Below are 22919 nucleotides of genomic sequence, written 5' to 3' on the forward strand. Positions count from 1 at the left end.
TCAGCTCGTGAGCGGTCTCCAATGACAAACGCCGCCTATCGTCGTTCCCAACTCGAAGCGCTGGTTGAAGCGCAGGGTGGCTATCGCGCTACCCCGCCCCTGCTCTTGAAGGCAGACCCATATTTCGATCTTGCAGGCGAAGAGTTCGGTCGCCGTCTGCTGCTCACCACCGACGTGACTGGCGCAGAATATTGCCTGCGCCCCGATTTTACCCTGCCCATCGTTGCCGACTATATCGCCAATGGCACCCGCGAACCGGCAGCCTTCTCCTATCTCGGCCCGATCTTCCGCCAGCGCGAAACCGGCCCCGCCGAATTTGAGCAGGCCGGTGTTGAACTCCTTGCTCAGCCCGACGGCGATATCGCGCTCGATCAGGTGCTCACCTTTGCCCGCGCGGCATTGCGCCTTTATGGCGTCAGCCCCGAAGTGCGCCTTGGTGGTGTTGGTCTATTTGAGGCGTTGCTCGCGCAGGCCGATATGCCGGCTGCTTGGCGTAGCCGCATTCGTCACCGTTTCGGCCACCAAGAAGCAATGGAGCGTTTGCTCTCTCGCCTCGAACAGAGCGGCGACAGCGCCAGCAGCGCTGTGGTGGAACGCGATGCCCTGATTGAAGACGTCACTGCGCGCATGGTTTCGGCTGGTCTCAGCCTCACCGAAGGCCGTACGCCAGAAGAAATTGCTGATCGCTATCTGGCCCAGCAAACGCTTGATGCGGAACATGTACCTGCCGCAACAATTGCCTTGCTGCGTACCTATCTCGCGATCAAGGGCGACGTGCTGACCGCGCTGCGCGAGATCGAAGCCTTGGGCGAAAAGCATAAGCTTTTCCTTGGCGCGCCTGTCCGTGCGATCCGCCGTCATCTCGATGGTTTGGGCGAAGCACGTGTCACCTTTGACGCTAGCTTCTCGCCGCGCCTCGATTATTACACCGGCATTGTTTTTGAGATGCGCGGGCAGGGCGATACAGTCCTTGCCTCCGGCGGCCAATACGATCGCCTCCTCGAACGCCTCGGCGCGACCGCCCCAATCGCAGCATCGGGCTGTGCCTTGTGGGTCGACCGTCTTGAAGCGGAGTGGCCAAAATGACCCTTACTCTTGCCGTTCCCTCCAAGGGCCGTCTCGAAGAACTGACCCGCGAATGGTTTGCCCATCGCGGTTTGACAATCACCCGTCCGGGAGGTGCACGCTCCTATCTTGGCGCCATTGAGGGCATGCCGGAGATCACCGTGCGCTTCTATCCGGCCTCCGAAATTGCGCGCGAGCTGATCCGTGGCAATATCGACCTCGGTGTGACCGGGCGCGATCTGATCCACGAAACCAGCGAAGCCGGTCCCGCATCGGTTGAATTCGTGCGCGATCTGGAATTTGGGCATGCCGACGTTGTTGTCGCTGTCCCGGAATCCTGGATCGACGTGACCCATTTCCACGATCTGGCTGACGTCGCCTCCGACTTTCGTTCGCGCCACAAGCGCTGGATGCGGATTGCCACCAAGTACATCACCATCACGCGCCAGCATTTTGAGCGCGCGGGTATTGCGGAATACCGTATCGTCGAAAGCCTCGGCGCCACCGAAGCGGCTCCCGCAGCGGGCGTCGCGGACATCGTCGTGGACATCACCTCGACCGGCTCGACGCTTGTCGCCAATGGCTTGCGTGTTCTGGAAGACGGGGTCATGCTCAAGAGTGAAGCCAATCTCATCGTCTCGAAGACCGCCCCTTGGGATGTGGAACGCAAGGCGATTTTGAGCGACCTTCTCAACAAGCTCGGGAACTAATCATGGAACTGGCGCTGATTTTGCTCGTCGTTTTGATCGGTGTCAGCGCCATTCTTTATTCGGGTTGGTACCCGCAAAAAGATCGGAAAAAAGCCCCGGTGGTGGCGCCTGAAGCGCCATCCGCTGATGTTGCACCTGCTGAAGCGCCAAGCGAGCCTCAGCCTTAACGCGATTTTTTATAGATCAGCTTATCGGCGGCAAGGAAGTTGACGCCGAGTCCGGCAATACTGCCCGCAGCGACAGCAAGCGTTAGGCCGAGGCTGGTATGGGGAACAATACTGGCGACTATGCCATAGGCGAGCCAGTTCATCCCAGCGCCCGGCAACATAGCCGTCAGATAGCGCAAAAACTCTTCGCCCTTGCTGACCCCAGTCCTGCGATCTTTAAATGTGACATTGCGGTTGATCACCCATGTGGTGCCAACACCGGCGAGGAAAGACAGCGCTCTTCCCCAGAACGGTCCGATGTAGGGCGCTGTTAAAACCAACACCCCAGCATCCACTACAAAGGCCAATCCGCCAGCGAAGGCGAAGGGCACGAGCCGCCGAACCGCACTCATTGTAGGGCCTGCGGTGCACGCATTTCAAGGTATCGCAGTCTCTTGGTTTCTCGTCGACCGGTGACTACGCTGTCTAGGATCACCGCGGTCGCGCCCAAAACAACCCCACATAAGACGCCAAATCCAGCCAGGATTGCGGTGGGGAACCGGGGCACAAGGCCGGTGTCGAGATACTCAATGATGATGGGCACGGCCAGCAGCATTGAGATGATAGCGATGATCGCCCCGGTGCAAAGATAAAGCTGTCGCGGTCGTTCTCGGGCATAAAGACGAACGATCATTTCCAGAATTCGCAGCCCATCGCGATATGTGCTGAGCTTGCTCGTCGAACCCTCGATGCGGCTGCCATAGGCGGTCGGCACTTCGCTATAGGGCGCGCGGAGCTCAAGCGCGTGAATGGTCAGCTCTGTCTCGATTTCAAAGCCCTGGGAGAGCGCCGGGAAAGATTTGACGAACCGGCGCGAGAGGACGCGATAGCCCGAGAGCATATCGGTAAACCCACTCCCGAAAATGCGGGCCACTGTGCCAGTCAGCAGCCGATTTCCAAGGACGTGACCCGGACGATATTCCTGCCCATCGCCAATGGGCTGGCGTGTACCAACAACGAGGTCTAACCCCTGGTCGAGGAGTTGGTCGACCATGAATTGGCTCTGGCTGGCGTCATATGTGCCATCGCCATCAGCCATGACATAAACGTCCGCATCGACATCGGCAAACTGCCTGCGCACAACATTGCCTTTTCCACGATAGGGCACATGCCGGACGATGGCACCCGCTGCCGCAGCGATCTCGGCCGTGTGATCGGTCGAGGCATTGTCGAAAACGTAGATGCTGGCTTCCGGTAAGGCAGCGCGAAATGCCGCTACCACGTCGGCGATGATGTTAGCCTCGTTGTAACATGGCAGGATAACCGCTACATGGTTGCCCCGATAAAGCTTGGTCACGCGTAATCTCCCCCCGGAAACGTGGCCATCTTACCGGCACATCATCAAAAAAAGTGTAACGATCCTATGCTCGATCCCTTGCTTCTTCTTGCCCTAATGGGTGTGGGCATGTTGGCAGGTTTTGTCGATGCGATTGCCGGGGGCGGGGGGATGATTGCGCTGCCTGCCATTATGGCGACCGGCATTTCGCCTGTAGCTGCGCTGGCGACCAATAAAATGCAGTCCATTATCGGCACTGGCATGGCGGGCCTCACCTATTGGCGTCGCGGCTTTGTCGACATCAAGAAGCTGCTGCCTGCGGTGGTGCTGACGTTTTTGGGCTCAATGCTGGGCGCTTTCACTGTCGCCTCGATCGACGTAACCTTCCTCACCGTCGCCGTACCAGTGGCGCTCATCGCCATTGCGCTTTACTTCTTATTCGCGCCAAAACTCTCCGATGCCGATCGTGTCGCGCGCCTGCCCGAGCACATCTTCATCCCGGTCATGGGTTTCCTGATCGGCTTTTACGATGGGATTTTTGGTCCCGGTACAGGTTCGTTCTTCTCGATTGGCTTTGTGGTCCTGTTCGGCCTCGGACTTACCCGCGCCACAGGCCACACCAAAATCCTCAACTGCACGTCCAACCTGGCAGCGCTCGTGATCTTCATCCCGCAGGGCCATGTTGTCTGGCCGTTCGCCATTGCTATGGCCCTTGGCCAGATCATCGGCGGCTATGTTGGCGCGCGCACCGGCATTAAGTTCGGCGCAACGCTGATCCGCCCCTTGGTCGTCGTCGTCTCGATTGCGATGGCCGTCAAACTGCTGTTCTGGCCTTAATCGAGGCCAGCAGCCGAACGCAGCGCAGCGTTGATACGGTCCTGCCAGCCGGGGCCGTCATCCTGAAAATGTTCCAACACAGCCCGGTCGAGCTTTAGGCTCACCAGCTCTTTGCCTTCGGGTGGCGCGTGGACACGCGCTGCAGGAGCCTCTGTGCTTGGCTTGCTGGTCGCCGCCTTGAAGGCCGCTTCAGCCGTATCGAGGGCGCTGGCGCGTCTTGGTGGTCGCATATGTATGGGTCCTTGTGTGAGCGCATTCTACACGCGCTAGGTCGTCCCGTCTCAATCACTCAAAAGAAAAGGCGCCGTGTTTCCACGACGCCTTTCCCGTTTCGCTTTAGACCGGTTGGTCTGAGCGTGTGGACTACTAGAAGTCCATGCCGCCATTTCGGGCCGGCTTGCCGGCCCGAACACCCAAAGTGATGGGCGTTTGGACTACTAGAAGTCCATGCCGCCCATGCCGCCCATGCCGCCGCCGCCTGGCATTGCCGGAGCGTCAGCCTTAGGGGCTTCAACGATGATAGCCTCGGTGGTGATCAGGAGCGATGCAACCGAAGCTGCGTCCTGAAGCGCGGTGCGAACGACCTTAACTGGGTCGATAACGCCGAGGGCAACCAGATCGCCGTATTCGTCGGTCGCAGCGTTGTAGCCGAACGATACTGCGTTGTTTTCGAGGATACGAGCAACAACGACCGAACCTTCAGCGCCAGCATTGTTCGCAATGGTGCGAACTGGAGCCTGAAGAGCGCGACGAACGATAGCGATACCAGCTTCCTGGTCAGCGTTCGCACCCTTAACGGTGATCGAGTTCGAAGCGCGCAGCAGAGCAACGCCGCCGCCTGGTACGATGCCTTCTTCAACCGCAGCGCGGGTTGCGTTCAGAGCGTCGTCAACGCGGTCCTTGCGTTCCTTAACTTCAACTTCGGTCGAGCCGCCAACGCGGATGACAGCAACGCCACCAGCAAGCTTAGCAAGACGTTCCTGCAGCTTTTCACGGTCGTAGTCCGAAGTGGTTTCTTCGATCTGCGCCTTGATCTGGCCAACGCGACCCTGGATGTCTTCCTGGGTACCAGCACCATCAACGATGGTGGTGTTTTCCTTGGTGATTTCAACGCGCTTGGCAGTGCCGAGCATGTCGATGGTCACGTTTTCGAGCTTGATGCCGAGGTCTTCCGAGATGACCTGACCGCCGGTCAGGATCGCGATGTCTTCGAGCATTGCCTTACGACGATCGCCGAAGCCTGGAGCCTTAACAGCTGCAACCTTGAGGCCGCCACGCAGACGATTCACAACGAGGGTCGCGAGTGCTTCGCCTTCGATGTCTTCTGCAATGATAAGCAGTGGACGCTGGGACTGAACAACGCTTTCGAGGATCGGCAGGATAGCCTGCAGGTTCGAGAGCTTCTTTTCGTGCAGGAGGATCACTGGATCTTCGAGAACCGCAGTCATCTTTTCTGCGTTGGTCACGAAGTATGGCGAGAGGTACCCACGGTCGAACTGCATGCCTTCAACGACATCAAGTTCGGTTTCAGCGGTCTTGGCTTCTTCGACGGTGATAACGCCTTCGTTACCAACCTTCTGCATCGCTTCAGCGATCATGTCGCCGATGGACGATTCACCGTTAGCCGAGATGGTGCCGACCTGAGCAACTTCCGAAGAGGAAGTGATCTTCTTGGACGATGCCTTGAGCGAAGCGACGACTTCGGCAACTGCCATGTCGATACCGCGCTTGAGATCCATTGGGTTGAAGCCAGCAGCAACAGCCTTCACGCCTTCGACAACAATTGCCTGGCCGAGAACGGTTGCAGTGGTGGTGCCGTCGCCAGCAACGTCATTGGTCTTGGAAGCGACCGAACGCAGCAGCTGTGCGCCGAGGTTTTCGAACTTGTCTTCAAGTTCGATTTCCTTAGCAACCGACACACCGTCCTTGGTGATGCGTGGAGCGCCGAAGGACTTTTCGATCACAACGTTACGGCCCTTTGGACCGAGAGTGACCTTAACAGCGTTGGCGAGAATGTTGACGCCACGGAGCATCTTTTCGCGAGCTTCGGCGGAGAACTTTACTTCTTTAGCGGCCATGGTGTGGCTCCTTAAGAATTCTAATTAATGGGAGAGACAGTCAAAAGCGGAGAGGCAATTAAGCCTCGATCACGCCCATGATGTCGCTTTCCTTCATGATGATCAGGTCTTCGCCGTCGACCTTAACTTCGGTGCCGCTCCACTTGCCGAAAAGCACGCGATCGCCTGCCTTTACGTCGAGGGCAACGGTCTTGCCAGCGTCGTCGCGAGCACCTGGGCCCACAGCAACGACGATACCTTCAGACGGCTTTTCCTTGGCGGTATCTGGAATGATGATCCCGCCCTTGGTCTTTTCTTCACTGTCAACGCGACGGACGACTACGCGGTCATGCAGGGGACGAAAGCCCATGGTAATATCCTCTTGGCATCATTTCTGAATGCAATTTTGCGCACTGTTAGCACTCGATACATCTGAGTGCTAACAGTGCTGCACTGGATATAGGAACGCCCTCCAAGTGGAGTCAAGGGACGTGAACCTAAGTTTTTTCTCGTGCGTTAGAGCGTCATGACAAACGTGGAAAATAAGGATAGCCCCATGTCCACACTCAACACACCGGGCCGGACCATAAGCCCCGTCTCAATTCGCGTTCATATCTTTTTTGACGGCGACGAAATCGCGAGCACTTCCAAAGCGCTAAAGCTCGAACAGCCCGGGCGTGAGACGCGCTACTACTTCCCCATTGAGGATGTTCACCCCTCGATCTTGGAGGCGTCTGATACCAAGCGGCAGGAGGATGGGCTCGGTGAAGCGCATTACTACAATATAAAGACCCTCACCGCCGATGGCGACGATTTAGCCTGGTACTACCCCTATGCCGAGGGTGATTACGCTGAGCTGCGCGATTTGATCACCTTTGGCGGCGATCGCATCTCTATTCAGGTGACAGGGGGCTAGGATACGGCTACTGGCACAGGCAAATCCGCATTTCGTGGCACCAGATCATGGAAATGCCCAACTCCCCCTCTTTCCCTTCCAATCATTCAAGGCCATAAGACGCATATGAGCGAACAATCGACACTTCAGATCAAACTGCGCCGCGTCGGCGGCGTTGGCGCAAACACCAACTGGCACTGGGAAGTCCAGGATGCGGAAGGCAAGGCCCTCAAGACTGGCTCTGCCGTCGGTCCTGAGCACAAGGCTTTCGCAACTGCCCGTATTGCTAAGGAAAAGCTGGAAGCGGCTGGCAAGTAAGCCCGCCGACAGGAGATAATGTGGATCTCTCGCCTCGAAATTCCAGCACCGCCGAACTAGGCGGCGTGGCCGGACCTCTCCGAGGCATTTTCCTTAAAATCCTGTCCGTATGCTGCTTCGTGGTCATGGCGACCATGTTGAAAGCCGCTGACACCATCCCCGCCGGGGAAATGGTGTTCTTCCGTAGCTTTTTCGCACTCGTGCCGGTCCTCGCGTTTCTTGCGCTGCGGGGCCGGCTCTCCACTGCTTTCAAAACATCGCGCCCCTTTGGGCATGTGTTGCGCGGGCTCATCGGCGTGTGTTCGATGGCGCTTGGCTTTTTCGCGCTGACCCGGCTGCCCCTGCCAGAGGCTACCGCTATCGGCTATGCCTCCCCGCTGGTTATTGTCATCCTCTCAGCCATTCTGCTGCACGAGCGCGTCTATACCTTCCGCTGGACGACGGTGATTATCGGTCTCGTTGGGGTGGTGATCATTCTGTGGCCACGCCTGACCATCTTCAGCGGCCAGTCCGGCGCTGATTCTGCAGAGACAATCGGCGCGTTAGCGGCCTTGGGGGCGGCTATTCTTTCCGCTTTTGCCATGTTGCAGGTGCGAAAACTCGTTCAAACCGAGCGCACTGAAACCATCGTGACCTATTTCTTTGTCAGCGCGAGCGTCCTGAGCCTCGTCACCTTGCCCTTTGGCTGGGTCATGCCAACGCCTGAGTTGGCGGCACTTCTGATTGGTGCAGGATTTTTTGGTGGGTTAGGGCAGCTCCTCCTGACATCCTGCTACCGTTACGCAGACATGTCGGTTATTGCACCGTTCGAATATGTCTCACTCCTCCTGACGATTATTATCGGTTATCTACTCTTTTCAGATGTACCGACGATCACCATGATCATCGGTGCGATCATCATCGTCGCCTCCGGCATTGCCGTAATCCTGCGCGAACGTTGGCTCGGCCTCGACCGGCGTCGCGCGAAAGAAGCTAGTACTCCTTAAGAAAATGCACAGCGCACCTTCAGCAGTTACCCTCACGGTCATCCTGGCCGTTTTCTCCCTCTTCCAGCTCGCACTCATCCTCGGCGCACCACTTGGCCAGTACGTATTCGGCGGCCAGAACAAGCGCCTCGAAGGTGGTCAGCGTATTCTCAGCCTCATCGCCATCGTTGTCGCGGCAGCTGTGAGCTACGCCGCACTCACCACCGTTGGTGTTTTCAGCGAAGAGATCCACAGCACCTATGTTCCTGACACAGGCCTAGTTGTGGCGATGTGGGGTTTTGCAGCAGTTGTTCTTTACTTCATGCTGACCCAGCTCAATTCCAAGAGCAAGGCAGAGCGCACCGTCATGGCTCCACTGTCTGCTGTTGTACTCGGCCTCGTATCGGTCGTCGCGTTCGGCCTCTAAGCCAAACCAACATTCGAAATAACAAAGGCCCCCGATTTTGTCGGGGGCCTTTTGTTTTGTGGTGATCGCGAAAGGGCAGGGGCGTTAGCCCGCAGCTGCCATTTCCGCCCAGTTCTGACGCTTGCGGTAGATCGTTGACGGGCTGATCTCGAGTGCTGCTGCCGCTAGCGAGATATTGCCGCCAAATATGGCCACTGCGTCTTCGATAATGCGCTGCTCTTGCTGCCACATGGGCTGCACCGTGCGGCGACCATCGGCGCGCGGCGATTCCACTGCAGACGGTGATACCGCGCGCGCTTCAATATCGGCTGTCGCGAGCATTCGTCCGGTAATGTCGCCACCATCGAACATCACCACGATCCGGCGGATCATGTTTTGAAGCTGGCGCACATTGCCCGGCCAGTCTCCACCGGCCAGTTGCTGGGCGGCATCGAGGGTGAAACCACCAAAAACCTTGTTCTCTTCCCGCGCATAACGCGCGAGGAAATGCCGAGCCAAAACCATGATGTCGCTCGGGCGCTGACGCAGGGGCGGCAAATGGATAGGCAGAACGTGGAGGCGATAGAAGAGATCTTCGCGGAACTTGCGCTCGGCAATCATCTGCATCGGATTGCGATTGGTGGCGCAAACCACGCGCACATCGACCTTACGTGTGGCCGTTTCGCCAACACGCGAAATCACGCCGGTCTGCAGGAAGCGCAAAAGCTTGGCTTGGAGCGAAAGGTCCATTTCGCCGATTTCGTCGAGGAACAGCGTGCCGCCATCGGCGAGTTCTGCTGCCCCCTTGCGATCTTCATGCGCCCCCGTAAAGGCACCCCGAACGACGCCGAAAAGCTCGCTCTCCATCAAATCGCGCGGAATAGCGGCGCAGTTGATCGCCACAATCGGCTTGCCGCTCCGCGGCCCTTTCTGGTGCAGCGCCTCGGCGCAGACGTCTTTGCCGGTGCCGCTTTCGCCCGTGATGAACACGGGTGCTGACGACGTCGCCACGCGCCCGATCTGCTCGTAAAGATACTGCATGGCGCTTGAGACGCCGACAAATCCACCGTAGTCGGCGACCCCGCTCTCGACGCTGGTTTCCATGCCAAGCGCCTTGGGGCGACCATGACGCTGGGCCAATTCGCCAATGCGCGCCGCCAGAGTTTCCCCATTAGTCGGTTTGGAAACATAATCGTGAGCGCCGGCACGCATGGCGGCTAGTGCCCCGCTCACCGAACCGCTGTCGGCAAGCGCAACGATCAAGGCCCCTTCTGCAAGGCGGACAAGGCGCGCCATGGCGTCCTCGGCACTAGCTGTAAGGTCTGTAAGGCTCGCAAGATCGGCGAGGATAATGTCGAACGACATTTGGCGAAGCAGGTCGTTGGCTGCTTTCCCGCAATCGACCACGCTGACTTTGGGGCTCACCAATAGGGCGGTTCTCAACGCGCTCCCTAAGCGACTTGCGCCTTCCGCGTCGCGGTCGATCAGCAAAAGCCGGCCGCACAGTGCGTGGTCGCAACCCGTGGTCATGCTTGTCATTACGCTCGAAACCCGTTTTCGTCCGCAGCCGGATCGTTTTTGTTGCCGCTGATTGTTCCTGATTAGGGTAAAGATTCCGTTGGTGTGGCATAGCGTCGTGCTTTTGCCGTCGCTGATGGGATGTTAAGACTCTGTTGTCGAATCCTAACAGCGGCGACCGAAGGTTAACGGGGCACTCGTGCAAGCACTGATTTATATTTTTATCGCACTCGCCTCGGCCTGCGTCGGCGGTCTGGCATATTTCGCTCTGACCTTCACACCGGCCAATGCCATTATCGCTGCGATTGTCTTCGCTTGCGTCTGCCTGCTTGCTGTTGAGCGCTCCCTTCGCGTCCGCACCGAACGCCGCCTTGAGCGCGCTATTCAAGAATTGTCGCGCCTGCTGTCGACCGACGCGCAAGCTGGTGCCGTACTGGGGCAGCGAATCAATACCTTGACCGATTTAAACCCCGGTCAGCGCCTCGATACCGTCGAGGCTGATATATCAGTTTTAGGGACCGTCATCCGTCAGGTCGCCGAGGCTGTTTCCGACATGGAAGAGCGCGTCGCCAAGGCGCAGCCCATGCCCGCTTACGACACCATCGGCACCCCGCCGCCCGCTCCCGCGATCAAAGAATCTGAACCGATCATTCCTGCGGACCTCGTGCGCACGGCGCTCAAGGAGAACCGTTTGGTTCATCACATCCAGCCAGTTCTGCGTTTGCCGCAGCGCCGCGCTGCTCTGTTTGACCTCACTCCGCGCTTGGTGATGGAAAAGGATGCGATCGCGGTTCCTGCTGATTTCATGCCGCGTCGCAAGGGTGACGATGTCCTGCGTCAGGTTGAGTATGCTGGCCTTGTCGAAGCCCTCACCATTGCACGCCGTTCGCGCAATGGCGGTCCTCTCGCCAAAATCAACGTCCCACTGTCCCGTGCTTCGCTCGATGACACCTCAGCCGAGCAATTGCTTGTAACCCTCGAAGGTCACCGCGAAGTGGCCGAGGCGATCACCTTCCTCTTCACAGAGGCGGATTGGTTCGATCTCGATGCCCGCGAACGTGGCTTTGTGGCGGCGTTTGCCCGCAAGGGCGTGACCTATAGTGTCGCCAACCTGCGCTCCCTACGCGTTGATGTGGCGGCCATGGCCGACATGGGGGTGAGCTCCGTGCGCATCGATGCCTCCCAGTTCATCGAGAACCCACAGACCTACACCGATTTCCACCTCAACGACGTCGCGGCTTATCTGGCCCGTCACGAGATCATGCTGGTGGCAACAGGGGTGGTGAACGAGCGTCAGATCGTCGAACTCTTGGACAATGATATTGTCTTGGTGCAGGGCGATCATCTGGCCAAGGCTGGGCCAATTCGCTCCGATCTCACTCTGTCGGCAGGACGTGCCAGCCGAGCCGTGTGATCTTCTCCGAGTTTTTGCTTGATCCTGGCGAAGAAAGTGCCACATAGGGCTCAACACCGTCGCCACGATCAAGGCAAATTATGACCTCGTCCCTGCCCAATATTACCGGTTTTTCCGAGATTTCGAGTCGCTATGATGCGGTTCTGAGCGATGTTTGGGGCGTCATTCATAACGGCATTCATGCCTTCCCCGAGGCCGTTGAGGCCTTGGTCAATTTCCGCAAGGGTGGGGGCCGTGTCGTGCTCATCACCAATGCGCCGCGCCCTTCTGCGCCCATCATTGAAATGCTGGACGAACTCGGCGTTCCGCGTGATGCCTATGACGACATCGTCTCCTCAGGCGACGCAACCCGCTCGATGATTGCCAAGTACAAGGGCAAAAACATCCATCACGTTGGTCCCGAAGCCAAGGATGATGCGCTCTATGAAGGTTTCGACCTTACCCGCACCGACACCGCTGCGGCAGATGTCGTTATCGTCACCGATCTCGATGATGATGATGATACCCCAGAAATGTACCGCGAACGCGCACAGGGCTGGTTAGCGCGTAAGCTTCCAATGATCGTCGCCAACCCTGATCGTGTCGTCGAGCACGGCGAAAAGATCATCTATTGCGGCGGCGCTTTGGGCGACCTCTATTCGGCCATGGGCGGCATGGTCTACATGGCTGGTAAGCCCTACGCCCCGATCTATGACGAAGCTTTGCGCTTGGCCGAAAAGGCCAATGGCGCTGCGCTTGATAAGTCTCGTGTCATCGCTATTGGCGATAGCGTGCGTACCGACGCGACGGGTGCGGCCCAGTTCGGCATTGACCTGCTGTTCATCACCGGCTCGATCCACGCCGCTGAGCTCGACGCATTCGGCAATCCTGATCCACAGGCCATTGCCGATCTCCTGGAGCCAAGCCGTGCCCGCACCGCTGGTTATCTTCCTCGATTGACCTGGTGATCCGGTGAGCTTTACCCGTCTTTCCAGCTTAAGTGGTTTCCCCGAGGCGGCGCGCGGCGCTTACTTCGCCATTGGCAATTTTGATGGCCTGCATCGCGGCCACCAAACCATCATCGCCAAATTGCGCGAGCGGGCGGCAGAGGCGGGCGTTCCTGCCTTTTTGCTCACCTTCGAGCCGCATCCGCGCGACGTTTTTGCACCCTTGCCTTATCTGTTCCGCCTCACCAATGGCGAGGCGAAAGCGCGTCTGGCGCAAGCCTTGGGCTTGGATGGCATTGTCATTCTGCCCTTCGATAAGCCGTTTTCCCAGATTGAGGCCGAAGACTTTGTGTCGACCATTCTGGTCGAGCAGCTCGGTGTAAAAGGCGTTATCGTCGGTGCGGATTTCCACTTCGGTCGCCAGCGTCGGGGCACGCCAGCCTTCCTGGCTGCCGCCGGTGCGCGCCTTGGCTTTGCCGTCGAACAGCTTGATCTGATGGATGAGGGCGATGAGCCCATCTCGTCCTCGCGTATTCGCGCAGCTCTCTCCGAAGGTGCTGTCACGGCCGCCAACCGTCTTCTGGGCTATCATTGGTTCTTTGAAGGCTGCGTGGTGCAGGGCGATCAGCGTGGCCGCGAACTCGGCTACCCAACTGCCAACACCATGACGCCGACAGGCTTCCAGCTTGCACAGGGCGTTTATGCCGTTCGCGCGCGCCTGGGCGATCGTCTGTTCGATGGCGTCGCTGCCTTCGGCAAGCCGATGTTCAACAATCAGCTCCCTCCATTTGAAACCCATCTCTTCGATTTCAACGAAGACATTTATGGGCAGACCTTGGAGGTTGCGCTGGTGGGTCACATTCGCGGCCAGGAAGTCTTTTCAGGCCTCGATGAGCTGATCACGGCGATGGATCGAGACTCCCGCAAGGCGCGACAGATTATCGCTGAGACCCAGCCCCTGTCCGAGGTTGATCGTCAGCTCGGCTTTTTCGGCTAAGCGCCCAATACAAGCGCTAAAGACAAGACGCGCATCGGCCACAGAAGTGCCCGGCCGGTGCGAACTCTGCCCTAGGGACGCAAATCAACCTTTGCCCCAGCGGCCTTGCCTTGCTACAACCCCCGCAATTCTTCCAAAAACCCCGATTGCCGATCCATGAACGATACCGCACAAGGCGCGACCGAAACCGATTATTCGGCCACGCTGTTCCTGCCGGAAACCAATTTCCCAATGCGCGCCGGGCTGCCCCAGCGTGAGCCAGACTGGCTCAAGCGCTGGGAAGACATGGACATTTACGCCAAGCAGCGCGAACAGGCGAAGGATCGCCCTTATTTCACGCTGCATGATGGCCCTCCATACGCCAACGGCAACATCCATATCGGTCACGCGCTGAACAAGACGCTGAAAGATATGGTGTCCCGTTCGATGCAGATGCTTGGCTTCAACGCGGCGTACGTGCCGGGTTGGGACTGTCACGGCCTGCCGATCGAATGGAAGATCGAAGAGCAGTACCGCGCCAAGGGCAAAGACAAGAACGAAGTTCCGGTTGTCGAATTCCGTCAGGAATGCCGCGCCTTTGCTGAAGGCTGGGTCGACATCCAGCGCGAAGAGTTCAAGCGCCTCGGCGTTTTGGGTGAATGGGACAACCCATACCTGACCATGAGCTTTGACGCGGAAGCCCAGATCGCGCGCGAGTTGATGAAGGTTTCCATGTCCGGCCAGCTCTATCGCGGCTCTAAGCCGGTGATGTGGTCGGTTGTTGAGCGCACCGCGCTCGCTGAAGCCGAAATCGAATATGCTGATTACGAGAGCGACACCATCTGGGTGAAGTTCCCTGTGATCGCCGGTGCGCATCAGGACGCTAAGGTTGTCATCTGGACCACCACGCCGTGGACCATCCCTGCCAACCGCGCGATCTCGTTCTCGAACCGTATCGCCTACGGTCTCTATGAGATCACCGACGCGCCGGAAGAAAACTGGGCCAAGATTGGCGAAAAGCTGATCATCGCTGACAAGCTCGTTGGCGAAGTCATGGCCAAGGCCAAGGTTTCCGCTTTCGAAAAGCGCGCAACCGTCACCGCTGAAGAGCTGAGTGCCATCACCGTTGCGCACCCACTGCGCGGCTATGCTGGTGGCTACACCTTCGACGTGGCTCTGCTCGATGGCGAACACGTCACCGACGACGCTGGTACCGGCTTCGTGCACACCGCTCCAGGCCATGGTCTTGATGACTTTGGCATCTGGATGGAATCGACCCGCCTCCTGCAGGATCGCGGCATCGACCCGGCAATTCCTTATGTTGTCGACGATGGTGGTTTCTACACCAAGGACGCACCGGGCTTTGATGGCGCGCGCGTCATCGATGACAACGGCAAGAAGGGCGATGCCAACAATCGCGTTATCACCGCTCTGGCTGAAGCTGGCGCGATGATGGCCCGTGGTCGCGTCAAGCACCAGTATCCGCACTCTTGGCGTTCCAAGAAGCCGGTGATCTACCGCAACACCCCGCAGTGGTTCGTCTATATGGATCGCGAGTTCGACGGCAAGGCAGGCGACACCCTACGCTCGCGTGCAATCAACGCCATCGATGCGACCAAGTTCTACCCTGCAACGGGCCAGAATCGTCTGCGCGCCATGATCGCCGATCGCCCTGATTGGGTTCTGTCGCGCCAGCGCGCTTGGGGCGTTCCGATCACCGTCTTCGTCAACAAGGCCACTGGTGAAATCCTTCGTGACGAACTCGTCAACGAACGCATCGCGCAGTCCTTTGAAGAAAAGGGCGCCGACGCTTGGTACTTTGATGGCGCTGCCCAGCAGTACCTCGGCGACGCGTATAACGCTGACGACTACGAGATGATCAAGGACGTCCTTGACGTTTGGTTCGATAGCGGCACGACCCATGCCTTCGTTCTGCGCAACAAGCAGAAGTGGCCGCATCTGAAGTTCCCGGCCTCGATGTATCTTGAGGGCTCGGATCAGCACCGCGGTTGGTTCCATTCGTCCCTGCTCGAAAGCTGCGCCACCAATGGCCACGCGCCATATGACAGCGTGCTGACCCATGGTTTCACCATGGACGGCGAGGGCAAGAAAATGTCGAAGTCCTTGGGCAACACCGTTGCGCCACAGGACATCATCAAGCAGTTCGGCGCTGATATCCTGCGCCTGTGGGTTGCATCCTCCGATTACACGGAAGACCTGCGCCTCGGTAAGGAAATCATCCAGACGTCGGTCGACAGCTACCGCAAGCTGCGCAACACCCTGCGTTGGCTCTTGGGCAATCTGGCGCACTTCAAGGCGGACGACGTTGTCGACGCCAAGGATATGCCAGAGCTCGAACGCCTCATGCTGCACCGTCTCGCCCAGCTCGATGCTGGCGTGCGCGCAGCCTACAAGGAATACGACTACCGCAAGGTCGTGACGCTTCTGTCGAACTTCATGAACATCGAGCTTTCGGCGTTCTACTTCGACATCCGCAAGGACACGCTCTACTGCGATCCGATCTCGTCCATTACGCGTCGTTCGGCGCTCACCGTTCTTGATCACCTGTTCAATGCGCTGACGGCTTGGCTCGCTCCGATCCTAGTCTTCACCATGGAAGAGAGCTGGCTCGAGCGGCACCCAGGCACAGAAAGTTCGGTTCACCTGCGTCTCTTCCCGGAAATCCCGGCAGAGTGGCAGGATGACACGCTGGCCGAAAAGTGGAACCTCATCCGCTCGGTTCGCCGCGTGGTGACCGGTGCGCTCGAAATCGAACGCCGCGAAAAGCGGATCGGTTCGTCGCTTGAAGCCGCTCCGGTGGTTTACGTTTCGGACGCTCGCTACACCGTTGCGCTCGAAGGTCAGGACCTTGCTGAAATCGCCATCACCTCGGCGATTAAGGTTCTGCAAAACGAAGGCCCTGTTGAAGCCTTCCGTCTGGACGATGTGGCCGGTATCTCTGTTGTGCCGGGCCTTGCTGAAGGCACGCGTTGCGCGCGCTCTTGGAAGGTTCTGCCCGACGTTGGTTCGGATGCAGACTATCCAGACGTCAGTGCCCGCGATGCGCAGGCTCTGCGTGAACGCGCAGCAGCAGGTCTATAGGTCTTTCTCCCGCTTCAATCCTTCCCTCACTTGAGGGGAGGATTTTTGCCTTTCTGAGCAAAATGCCTATCATCCCTGCGCAAGCGGAGCTTTGATGGGCGCAGCGCAGTCTTTGCTCACATTGGGGTGATCCCCTTGGGGCGTTAAACGGAGTTTTGGATGCATAGCTCGTTTCGCAACCCCTCGGTTCTCGCCTCCCTGATGGCTGCCGTTATTGTGTTCGGGATTGATCGTGCACAAAAGGGCTATCACATCGCCCAGGAGTGCTATGCCTTCGGTCAGGCGCTGTGCACGCAAATCCCGTTCGGCTATCGCCCCGTTGAAATGACGGGCTGGCGCGGCGGCGAGATTGTCCCAGTCACCAATTTCTTTGACTACGTTTTGGTCTGGAACACCGGCATTTCCTATGGCCTTCTCGATGGCCTGCCGGTCTGGGCTTTGGGCGCCATTATGCTCGTGGCGGTGGCGGCTCTGTCTGTCTGGTGGCTGCGCACGAGCGATTTTCTCGTTCGCGTGGGCTTGGCCTTCTGCATCGGCGGGGCGCTGTCCAATGCGCTTGATCGCTTGATGTATGGTGCGGTGGCAGATTTCTTCCACTTCTATTGGGGCAATTGGTCCTTCTATATTTTCAACATCGCTGATGTCGCGATTACGTTCGGCGTGATCTTGCTGTTTTTGGATATGTTCGGCTTTGGCCGAAATTCTGCCAAAACAACATGATCACGCTCGTGCCAAAATCTGGCTTTAGCCAATATTATGCGTTATAAGCACGCCAAGATCGTAAGGGACGTTGCATGCGTACTGGTTTGACAGGGCAGGTTTCTGCTGTTTCCGCTGCTGCACGAGTTCGACTCGTTGCATTTGGGCTTGTCGCGGCGCTGGCGCTGAGCGCATGCACGACCATGGAAGGCACCAATGCCCTCTCTGATTTCGGCACGTTTGAACGCGATGTCCTCAATCAGACCGCGCGAGGCGTCGGCCTCATTCCGGGCGACGCTCCCAAGGATGATCTGACGAATGCGCGTGCGCCTCTGGCCCTGCCGCGTTCCGGTGGTGCTCTGCCTGCGCCGCAGCAGGCGACGGCAGTTGCGCAGCTTCCTAAGGACAGCAACACCGTTCGTATCGACACCAGCAACATGTCTCAGGACGACATTACCCGCCTGCGCAATGCGCGTGTTGTCGACATGCGTACGCTCAGCGGTCGTGCTCTGACCGAAGACGAGGCGCGCCAGCTCACTGCTCGTATGAAGCAGAACAATATGGCTGTCACCGCGTCGAACAACCGTCCGCTTTACCTGCCACCTGCAGAGTATTTTACGCGTGTGGGTGATGCTCAGCTTGTGTGCCGCACGCCAGCTGGCGAGATCGTCTCCTTGCGTGACTCGCGCTGCCCAGGCGATGTCCGCCGCGCTATCGAACGGAGCGGCGCTGTAGCACTACCGCCATCCGCGAGCTCGTCGAACTCCGGCCCAAGCCTTGGACTGACTTCTAACGAGACAAAGCTCTAAGCGTAGCGGTCGTCACGCCAAACCGAATTTAGCGGTCGGATCTATCCGGCCGCTTTCCCTTTTTTTCCGCGCCGCCCGCCTAAGCCCCTGCATAGGCATTATGGGTCCCGCATGTTTTGAAAGTCCGCTATGAGCGACACTCCTAAACAACCCGAAGCCGCTGACCGTCTAGCCAAGGTCATCGCCCGCGCCGGCCTCTGCTCCCGCCGTGACGCTGAAGGCTGGATTGCCGATGGCCGTATTTCGGTGAACGGTAAGAAGGTCATTACCCCGGCCTTTAACGTTACCAGCCGCGACAAGATCGAAGTCGATGGCCTGCCACTCGCTGCCCGCCAAGGCACACGCGTTTGGCTCTACAACAAGCCTGCCGGCCTCGTTGTTACCGAAAAGGACCCAGAAGGTCGCCCAACGATCTTCGAAGCGCTCGACCGCATGGGTCTGCCGCGCGTCCTCACTGTTGGCCGTCTCGACATCAACACCGAAGGTCTGCTTCTGCTGACCAACGACGGTGGCCTCAAGCGCGTCCTCGAGCTGCCAGCCACCGGTTGGCTGCGTCGCTACCGCGTGCGTGCTTATGGCCACGTCACTCAGGCGCAGCTTGATGCGCTCAAGCACGGCATCACTGTTGACGGCATCCAATACGGTCCGATCACAGCAACGCTCGAACGCGAACAGGGCCACAACGTCTGGATGGTTCTTGGTCTGCGTGAAGGCAAGAACCGCGAAGTTAAGAACGTTCTTGGCTCGCTCGGTCTCGAAGTGAACCGTCTGATCCGCGTCTCCTATGGCCCGTTCCAGCTCGGCGATCTGGCCGAAGGCGGCGTCGAAATGGTCAAGTCCCGCATGCTGCGCGATCAGCTCGGCAAGAAGCTTGCTGAATCGGCTGGTGTCGATTTTGAAAGCGAAATGCCAGAGTACGTGCCGCCAGTTCGTGACGAGACCTATCGCGTCCGCTCCCCGCGTGACCGTGACCATGCCCGTCCAAATCCTGCCCGTGGCGCCCCGCCGCGTTTTGGCAGCCGCGATGAAGATCGTCCGACAGGCCGTACTCGCAAGGTACACTTTGACGACGACGGTCGCGCACCAGAAGCCTACGAACCACGCGCTCAGGAACGCGCGCGCTTTGATCGTGATGATCAGCCAGCGCGCAGCTTCGGCAGCGGCGCACCACGCGAAGACCGTGGTGATCGCGCTCCACGCGGTGACAAGCCATTTGGTGATCGTGCTCCACGTGGCGACAAGCCATTTGGTGATCGTGCTCCACGTGGCGACAAGCCATATGGTGATCGTGCTCCACGCGGCGACAAGCCATTTGGTGATCGCGCTCCACGCGGCGACAAGCCATATGGTAATCGCGCTCCACGCGGTGACAAGCCGTATGGTGATCGCGCTCCACGCGGTGACAAGCCGTTTGGTGATCGTGCGCCACGTGGCGACAAGCCATTCGGCGACCGTCCAAAGCGTGATTTCGGTGATCGCCCACAGCGTTCGGATCGTCCATTTGGCGACCGTCCAAAGCGCGATTTTGGTGATCGTCCACAGCGCTCTGAGCGTCCATCGGGTGAGCGTCCAGCACGCAGCTTGGGTGATCGTCCGCAGCGTTCGGATCGTCCGTTCGGCGACCGCCCACAGCGTTCAGAGCGTCCATCGGGCGAGCGTCCAGCACGCGGCTTCGGTGATCGTCCACAGCGCTCGGATCGTCCATTTGGTGATCGCCCACAGCGTTCAGAACGCCCATCGGGTGACCGTCCAGCGCGCAGCTTCGGTGATCGTCCACAACGCTCAGAGCGTCCCTCTGGCGAGCGTCCAGCACGCGGTTTTGCTGATCGCCCACAGCGTTCGGACCGTCCATCGAATGATCGCCCACAGCGCGATTACGGTGATCGTCCGCAGCGTTCGGATCGTCCAGCGCGTGGCGACAAGCCATTCGGTGACCGTAAGCCCTTCGGTGCAAAGCCGTTTGGCGCGAAGCCATTCGGCGGCAAGCCAGGTGGTGCACGTCCCGCCGGCGGTCGTCCGTCGAACTCGCGTCCATCTTCGGGCGGTCCTCGTCCGACCGGCCCGCGTAAGCCACGCGGCTAATCAGCAAACCTTTAGCCCCCGCGAAAGCGGGGGCTTGTCTATCTGTATTGCAAACCGAATGGCCGCTTAAGCGCCTAGATCGGTGGAGATAAAAACCATGCGCATCGTTGCCGGCAAATTCCGGGGCAAGCAGCTCAATTCCCCATCCGACGACAGCATCCGCCCCACCTCGGATCGCGCTCGCGAGTCGATCTTCAACATTCTAGGTTCGCGTCTGGGACCAGTGCTCGTTGAAAAGCGCGTGCTTGATCTGTTCGCAGGCACGGGCGCTCTCGGCCTTGAAGCCCTCTCGCGCGGCGCCGCGCACTGCACTTTCGTTGAAACCGGTGCTGAAGGGCGCGGCTTGATCCGCGATCACATTCAGGATTTTGGCGTGGCGGGCATCACCAAGCTCCTGCGCCGCGACGCCACGGCTCTGGGCACACCCGGTACCTTTGGCCAGTTCGACCTCGTCTTCCTTGATCCGCCCTACAGCCAGTCTCTGGGTGAAAAGGCGCTCATTGAGATTGCCGCTAACGGCTGGCTCGCCCCTGGCGCGCTGATCGTTTGGGAAGAATCTGCTGATGCCGAAGTCACCATTCCGGCAGGCTTTGAGCTGGAAGACACCCGCGAATACGGCGCTGCCGCTGTCCGCTTCCTGAGTTTTGGAGTTCGGACATAAAACTGAAAAAGCCGCCCGTGGGCGGCTTTTTTTAGAACTTGTAATTGATCCCGATGCGGACATCTTGGGTCTTGTCGATCTTGTAAATCGCATCTGACCAGTACGCCCAAGGGTGCTCTTTGCGGCCAAGGAAGTGCAGATTATACTCGGCTCTCACGGAAATATTGTCATTCAGCGCCACGTCGACGCCAGCGCCAATTGTTGGACCGACATATTGGGAGGTCATCGATTCGCGATCAGTGTCCGGTAGATGGCTTTCATATGTCAGCATGTTTACTGAACCGGTGCTGACACCCACTTTGCCATAGAGCAAGACGCTATCGAAAGCGTAGCCGAAGCGGGCCGTCAAGGACGCCAAGTTATTGACGGTCATCTCTTCGTAAGAGCTACCGTTATGGTTGTCATTGCCGTTGAGCTTGCCGAAGAGAACGCTGCCTTCAACCCCGAGTACAAAATTTTCGAAGTTAGTGAGGTAGCCGGCCTGTACACCGAGCATAGCCCCTTCCATGCCAAAGCTATTGCGGACTCTGTCTGGGCTGGTCACGAAAGATTTGTCGTTTTGGCTTGTTGTGTAAACGCCACTCACACCAGCATAGAAGCCAGACCAATCATGATCATCTTGCGCCCAAGTGGGCCCTGCAGTTCCCGCAGCCAACACGACGAATAGAATCAGTTTGTTCATAATTTAACCACTAAAATCTGTGGTTATTTTGGGGAAAAGTCCGGCGACGTCAAACGCAGAAGTGTTGCATAATGTTGAAGTTCATCTTCAGCATCAATTTTCTAAACAACTTTGGCACTTGCCGCGAATTTCCATGGTCGTGCGCTCCACCTTAAACCCGGTAGACTGCGCCCAGCCGCCCAAACGCTCTTCGATTACTGCATCCGCAAATTCATCAACCTTTCCGCAGTCCTCGCAAATCGCAAAAGCAATCAGCCCCTTGCGGTGACAATGCGCGTCAGCGCAGGCGACGAATGCGTTGAGCGACTCCAGCCGATGCGCCAGTCCGCGCTCCACCAGCTTGTCGAGAGCGCGATAAATCTGCAGCGGCGCTTTAATGCCCTCGATGCGCAAGCGATCGAGAATGTCATAGGCTGAAAGTGGGGCAGGGGAGGTGTTGAGCGCGCCCAGCACCAGTTCCTGATTTCGGGTCAGGTCCGTGGGAATGTCGTGACTATGCGCCATTGTGTTCTTTCCTCCCGAAAAGCCGTCCGGCCGGGACCAATAGTGACAGCAAAAACAGCACCAGCGCCATCACCACAATCGATGGACCTGAAGCCGTGTCCCAAGTGCGCGAACCGAAGAGCCCGCCAACCACGGCAATCATGCCCAAGCCTGAAGCGACGAGTGCCATCATTTCCGGCGTCGCACTCAACCGTCGCGCCGTTGCCGCTGGGATAATGAGTAGCGAGGTGATCAGCAAAACGCCAACCAGCTTCATGGAAATGGCGATCACACAGGCCATCAGCAACATCAGAATGACCCGGCTCACTTCCGGGCGCAGACCTTCAGCCTCGGCCAACTCTGGGCTGACTGTAGAGGCGAGCAGGGGCCGCCAATTGAGGATCAGCATAAGAAGGATCGCTGCGCCACCGGCATAGATGATGATGATGTCATCCAACGAGACCGCCAAAATATCCCCGAACAGGAAGCCCATCAGATCGATGCGCACCGTGGTCAGGAAACCCACGAGAACAAGGCCAACCGCCAGCGTTGCGTGGCTCAAAATCCCCAGCAGCGCGTCCACTGAAAGCGTGTTTTGGCGCTGCAAGACCAAGAGGGCCCCCGCCACCATTGCCGCCACCACAAAGACGCCGAGCGTCACATTCACCGAGAGCAGCATGGCCAGGGCGACGCCGAGCAGCGCTGAATGGGCCATGGTGTCGCCAAAGTAGCTCATGCGCCGCCAAATGACGAAGCACCCCAGAGGCCCGGTTACAGCGGCAAGCCCAATCCCTGCGATTAGTGCTCGAGAAAAGAAATCACCAAACATTTT

At 58.3% G+C, this 22919-nt stretch carries 25 protein-coding genes; 16 read left to right on the plus strand and 9 right to left on the minus strand.

Annotated elements, in window-relative coordinates; translation table 11 throughout:
* The first annotated feature begins 21 nt into the window (after nucleotides 1–21).
* From HKD40_RS10970 to HKD40_RS10980, 3 genes are read left to right on the plus strand one after another with little or no spacing between them, the layout of a single operon-like run.
* Nucleotides 22–1086, plus strand: coding sequence for an ATP phosphoribosyltransferase regulatory subunit (locus HKD40_RS10970; RefSeq protein ID WP_169195808.1), 1065 nt, complete (start codon nucleotides 22–24; stop codon nucleotides 1084–1086).
* A complete protein-coding gene (hisG, locus tag HKD40_RS10975) occupies nucleotides 1083–1775 on the plus strand; it encodes an ATP phosphoribosyltransferase (protein ID WP_169195809.1) in 693 nt (230 codons plus the stop codon). Before HKD40_RS10970 ends, hisG begins: the two co-directional genes overlap by 4 nt.
* A gap of 2 nt (nucleotides 1776–1777) precedes the next feature.
* Entirely contained in the window at nucleotides 1778–1942 is a 165-nt protein-coding gene (locus HKD40_RS10980; RefSeq protein ID WP_169195810.1) for a hypothetical protein, read from the plus strand.
* On the opposite strand, the gene HKD40_RS10985 is transcribed toward HKD40_RS10980, so the two are convergent.
* Together HKD40_RS10985 and HKD40_RS10990 are read right to left on the minus strand one after the other, a co-directional pair.
* A complete protein-coding gene (locus HKD40_RS10985) occupies nucleotides 1939–2334 on the minus strand; it encodes a GtrA family protein (RefSeq protein WP_169195811.1) in 396 nt (131 codons plus the stop codon). The two genes, HKD40_RS10980 and HKD40_RS10985, sit on opposite strands and share 4 nt — an antisense overlap.
* The gene (locus HKD40_RS10990; protein ID WP_169195812.1) at nucleotides 2331–3278 is read right to left on the minus strand and encodes a glycosyltransferase; all 948 of its coding nucleotides are present in this window, start codon (nucleotides 3276–3278) and stop codon (nucleotides 2331–2333) included. Before HKD40_RS10990 ends, HKD40_RS10985 begins: the two co-directional genes overlap by 4 nt.
* Before the next feature lie 66 nt (nucleotides 3279–3344).
* Here HKD40_RS10990 and HKD40_RS10995 point away from each other — a divergent pair, with 66 nt between their 5' ends.
* Nucleotides 3345–4094 (plus strand): TSUP family transporter, encoded by a 750-nt coding sequence (locus tag HKD40_RS10995; protein ID WP_169195813.1) that lies wholly within the window; start codon nucleotides 3345–3347, stop codon nucleotides 4092–4094.
* Here HKD40_RS10995 and HKD40_RS11000 read toward each other — a convergent pair.
* The 3 genes from HKD40_RS11000 to groES all read right to left on the minus strand — a co-directional run bounded on the left by HKD40_RS11000 (nucleotide 4091) and on the right by groES (nucleotide 6521).
* Nucleotides 4091–4324, minus strand: a complete 234-nt coding sequence (locus tag HKD40_RS11000; protein ID WP_169195814.1) for a BrnA antitoxin family protein — start codon at nucleotides 4322–4324, stop codon at nucleotides 4091–4093. The two genes, HKD40_RS10995 and HKD40_RS11000, sit on opposite strands and share 4 nt — an antisense overlap.
* 207 nt (nucleotides 4325–4531) lie before the next feature.
* Nucleotides 4532–6172, minus strand: a complete 1641-nt coding sequence (groL, locus tag HKD40_RS11005; protein ID WP_169195815.1) for a chaperonin GroEL — start codon at nucleotides 6170–6172, stop codon at nucleotides 4532–4534.
* Between the two features lie 58 nt (nucleotides 6173–6230).
* A complete protein-coding gene (groES, locus tag HKD40_RS11010) occupies nucleotides 6231–6521 on the minus strand; it encodes a co-chaperone GroES (protein ID WP_169195816.1) in 291 nt (96 codons plus the stop codon).
* Between the two features lie 186 nt (nucleotides 6522–6707).
* Between groES and HKD40_RS11015 the strand changes: the two genes are divergently transcribed.
* The 4 genes from HKD40_RS11015 (at nucleotide 6708) to HKD40_RS11030 (ending at nucleotide 8756) form a co-directional block, all read left to right on the plus strand.
* On the plus strand, nucleotides 6708–7067 hold the full coding sequence (locus HKD40_RS11015; protein ID WP_169195817.1) for a DUF427 domain-containing protein: 360 nt from the start codon (nucleotides 6708–6710) through the stop codon (nucleotides 7065–7067).
* Between the two features lie 105 nt (nucleotides 7068–7172).
* Nucleotides 7173–7364, plus strand: coding sequence for a hypothetical protein (locus HKD40_RS11020; protein ID WP_169195818.1), 192 nt, complete (start codon nucleotides 7173–7175; stop codon nucleotides 7362–7364).
* A 20-nt stretch (nucleotides 7365–7384) separates the two neighbouring features.
* Nucleotides 7385–8350, plus strand: a complete 966-nt coding sequence (locus tag HKD40_RS11025) for a DMT family transporter (protein ID WP_169195819.1) — start codon at nucleotides 7385–7387, stop codon at nucleotides 8348–8350.
* Between the two features lie 4 nt (nucleotides 8351–8354).
* Nucleotides 8355–8756, plus strand: coding sequence for a hypothetical protein (locus tag HKD40_RS11030; RefSeq protein ID WP_169195820.1), 402 nt, complete (start codon nucleotides 8355–8357; stop codon nucleotides 8754–8756).
* Between the two features lie 84 nt (nucleotides 8757–8840).
* Here the strand turns inward: HKD40_RS11030 and HKD40_RS11035 are convergent, their stop codons facing one another.
* Nucleotides 8841–10274 (minus strand): sigma-54 dependent transcriptional regulator, encoded by a 1434-nt coding sequence (locus tag HKD40_RS11035; RefSeq protein WP_248306023.1) that lies wholly within the window; start codon nucleotides 10272–10274, stop codon nucleotides 8841–8843.
* 178 nt (nucleotides 10275–10452) lie between these two features.
* On the opposite strand from HKD40_RS11035, the gene HKD40_RS11040 reads away from it, so the two are divergent.
* The 8 genes from HKD40_RS11040 to rsmD all read left to right on the plus strand — a co-directional run bounded on the left by HKD40_RS11040 (nucleotide 10453) and on the right by rsmD (nucleotide 20922).
* Complete coding sequence (locus HKD40_RS11040) at nucleotides 10453–11667, plus strand: EAL domain-containing protein (RefSeq protein ID WP_169195821.1); 1215 nt, start codon at nucleotides 10453–10455, stop codon at nucleotides 11665–11667.
* Between the two features lie 80 nt (nucleotides 11668–11747).
* Complete coding sequence (locus tag HKD40_RS11045) at nucleotides 11748–12614, plus strand: TIGR01459 family HAD-type hydrolase (protein WP_169195822.1); 867 nt, start codon at nucleotides 11748–11750, stop codon at nucleotides 12612–12614.
* Between the two features lie 4 nt (nucleotides 12615–12618).
* Nucleotides 12619–13590, plus strand: coding sequence for a bifunctional riboflavin kinase/FAD synthetase (locus HKD40_RS11050; RefSeq protein WP_169195823.1), 972 nt, complete (start codon nucleotides 12619–12621; stop codon nucleotides 13588–13590).
* Nucleotides 13591–13746: 156 nt separating this feature from the next.
* Complete coding sequence (gene ileS / locus HKD40_RS11055; RefSeq protein ID WP_169195824.1) at nucleotides 13747–16671, plus strand: isoleucine--tRNA ligase; 2925 nt, start codon at nucleotides 13747–13749, stop codon at nucleotides 16669–16671.
* Between the two features lie 159 nt (nucleotides 16672–16830).
* Nucleotides 16831–17391: a signal peptidase II gene (lspA, locus tag HKD40_RS11060; RefSeq protein ID WP_169195825.1), complete on the plus strand. Its 561-nt coding sequence runs from the start codon at nucleotides 16831–16833 to the stop codon at nucleotides 17389–17391.
* 74 nt (nucleotides 17392–17465) lie between these two features.
* Nucleotides 17466–18179, plus strand: a complete 714-nt coding sequence (locus HKD40_RS11065) for a hypothetical protein (protein ID WP_169195826.1) — start codon at nucleotides 17466–17468, stop codon at nucleotides 18177–18179.
* A gap of 129 nt (nucleotides 18180–18308) precedes the next feature.
* Nucleotides 18309–20261, plus strand: coding sequence for a pseudouridine synthase (locus tag HKD40_RS11070; protein WP_169195827.1), 1953 nt, complete (start codon nucleotides 18309–18311; stop codon nucleotides 20259–20261).
* Nucleotides 20262–20358: 97 nt separating this feature from the next.
* Nucleotides 20359–20922, plus strand: coding sequence for a 16S rRNA (guanine(966)-N(2))-methyltransferase RsmD (gene rsmD / locus HKD40_RS11075; protein ID WP_169195828.1), 564 nt, complete (start codon nucleotides 20359–20361; stop codon nucleotides 20920–20922).
* 31 nt (nucleotides 20923–20953) lie between these two features.
* Here the strand turns inward: rsmD and HKD40_RS11080 are convergent, their stop codons facing one another.
* The 3 genes from HKD40_RS11080 to HKD40_RS11090 form a co-directional block, all read right to left on the minus strand.
* On the minus strand, nucleotides 20954–21604 hold the full coding sequence (locus HKD40_RS11080) for an outer membrane beta-barrel protein (protein ID WP_169195829.1): 651 nt from the start codon (nucleotides 21602–21604) through the stop codon (nucleotides 20954–20956).
* 93 nt (nucleotides 21605–21697) lie between these two features.
* Nucleotides 21698–22108: a Fur family transcriptional regulator gene (locus tag HKD40_RS11085; RefSeq protein ID WP_169195830.1), complete on the minus strand. Its 411-nt coding sequence runs from the start codon at nucleotides 22106–22108 to the stop codon at nucleotides 21698–21700.
* The gene (locus tag HKD40_RS11090; RefSeq protein WP_169195831.1) at nucleotides 22098–22916 is read right to left on the minus strand and encodes a metal ABC transporter permease; all 819 of its coding nucleotides are present in this window, start codon (nucleotides 22914–22916) and stop codon (nucleotides 22098–22100) included. Before HKD40_RS11090 ends, HKD40_RS11085 begins: the two co-directional genes overlap by 11 nt.
* Between the last annotated feature and the right edge of the window lie 3 nt (nucleotides 22917–22919).

The sequence above is a fragment of the Devosia sp. MC1541 genome (assembly GCF_012847305.1).
Classification (GTDB): domain Bacteria; phylum Pseudomonadota; class Alphaproteobacteria; order Rhizobiales; family Devosiaceae; genus Devosia.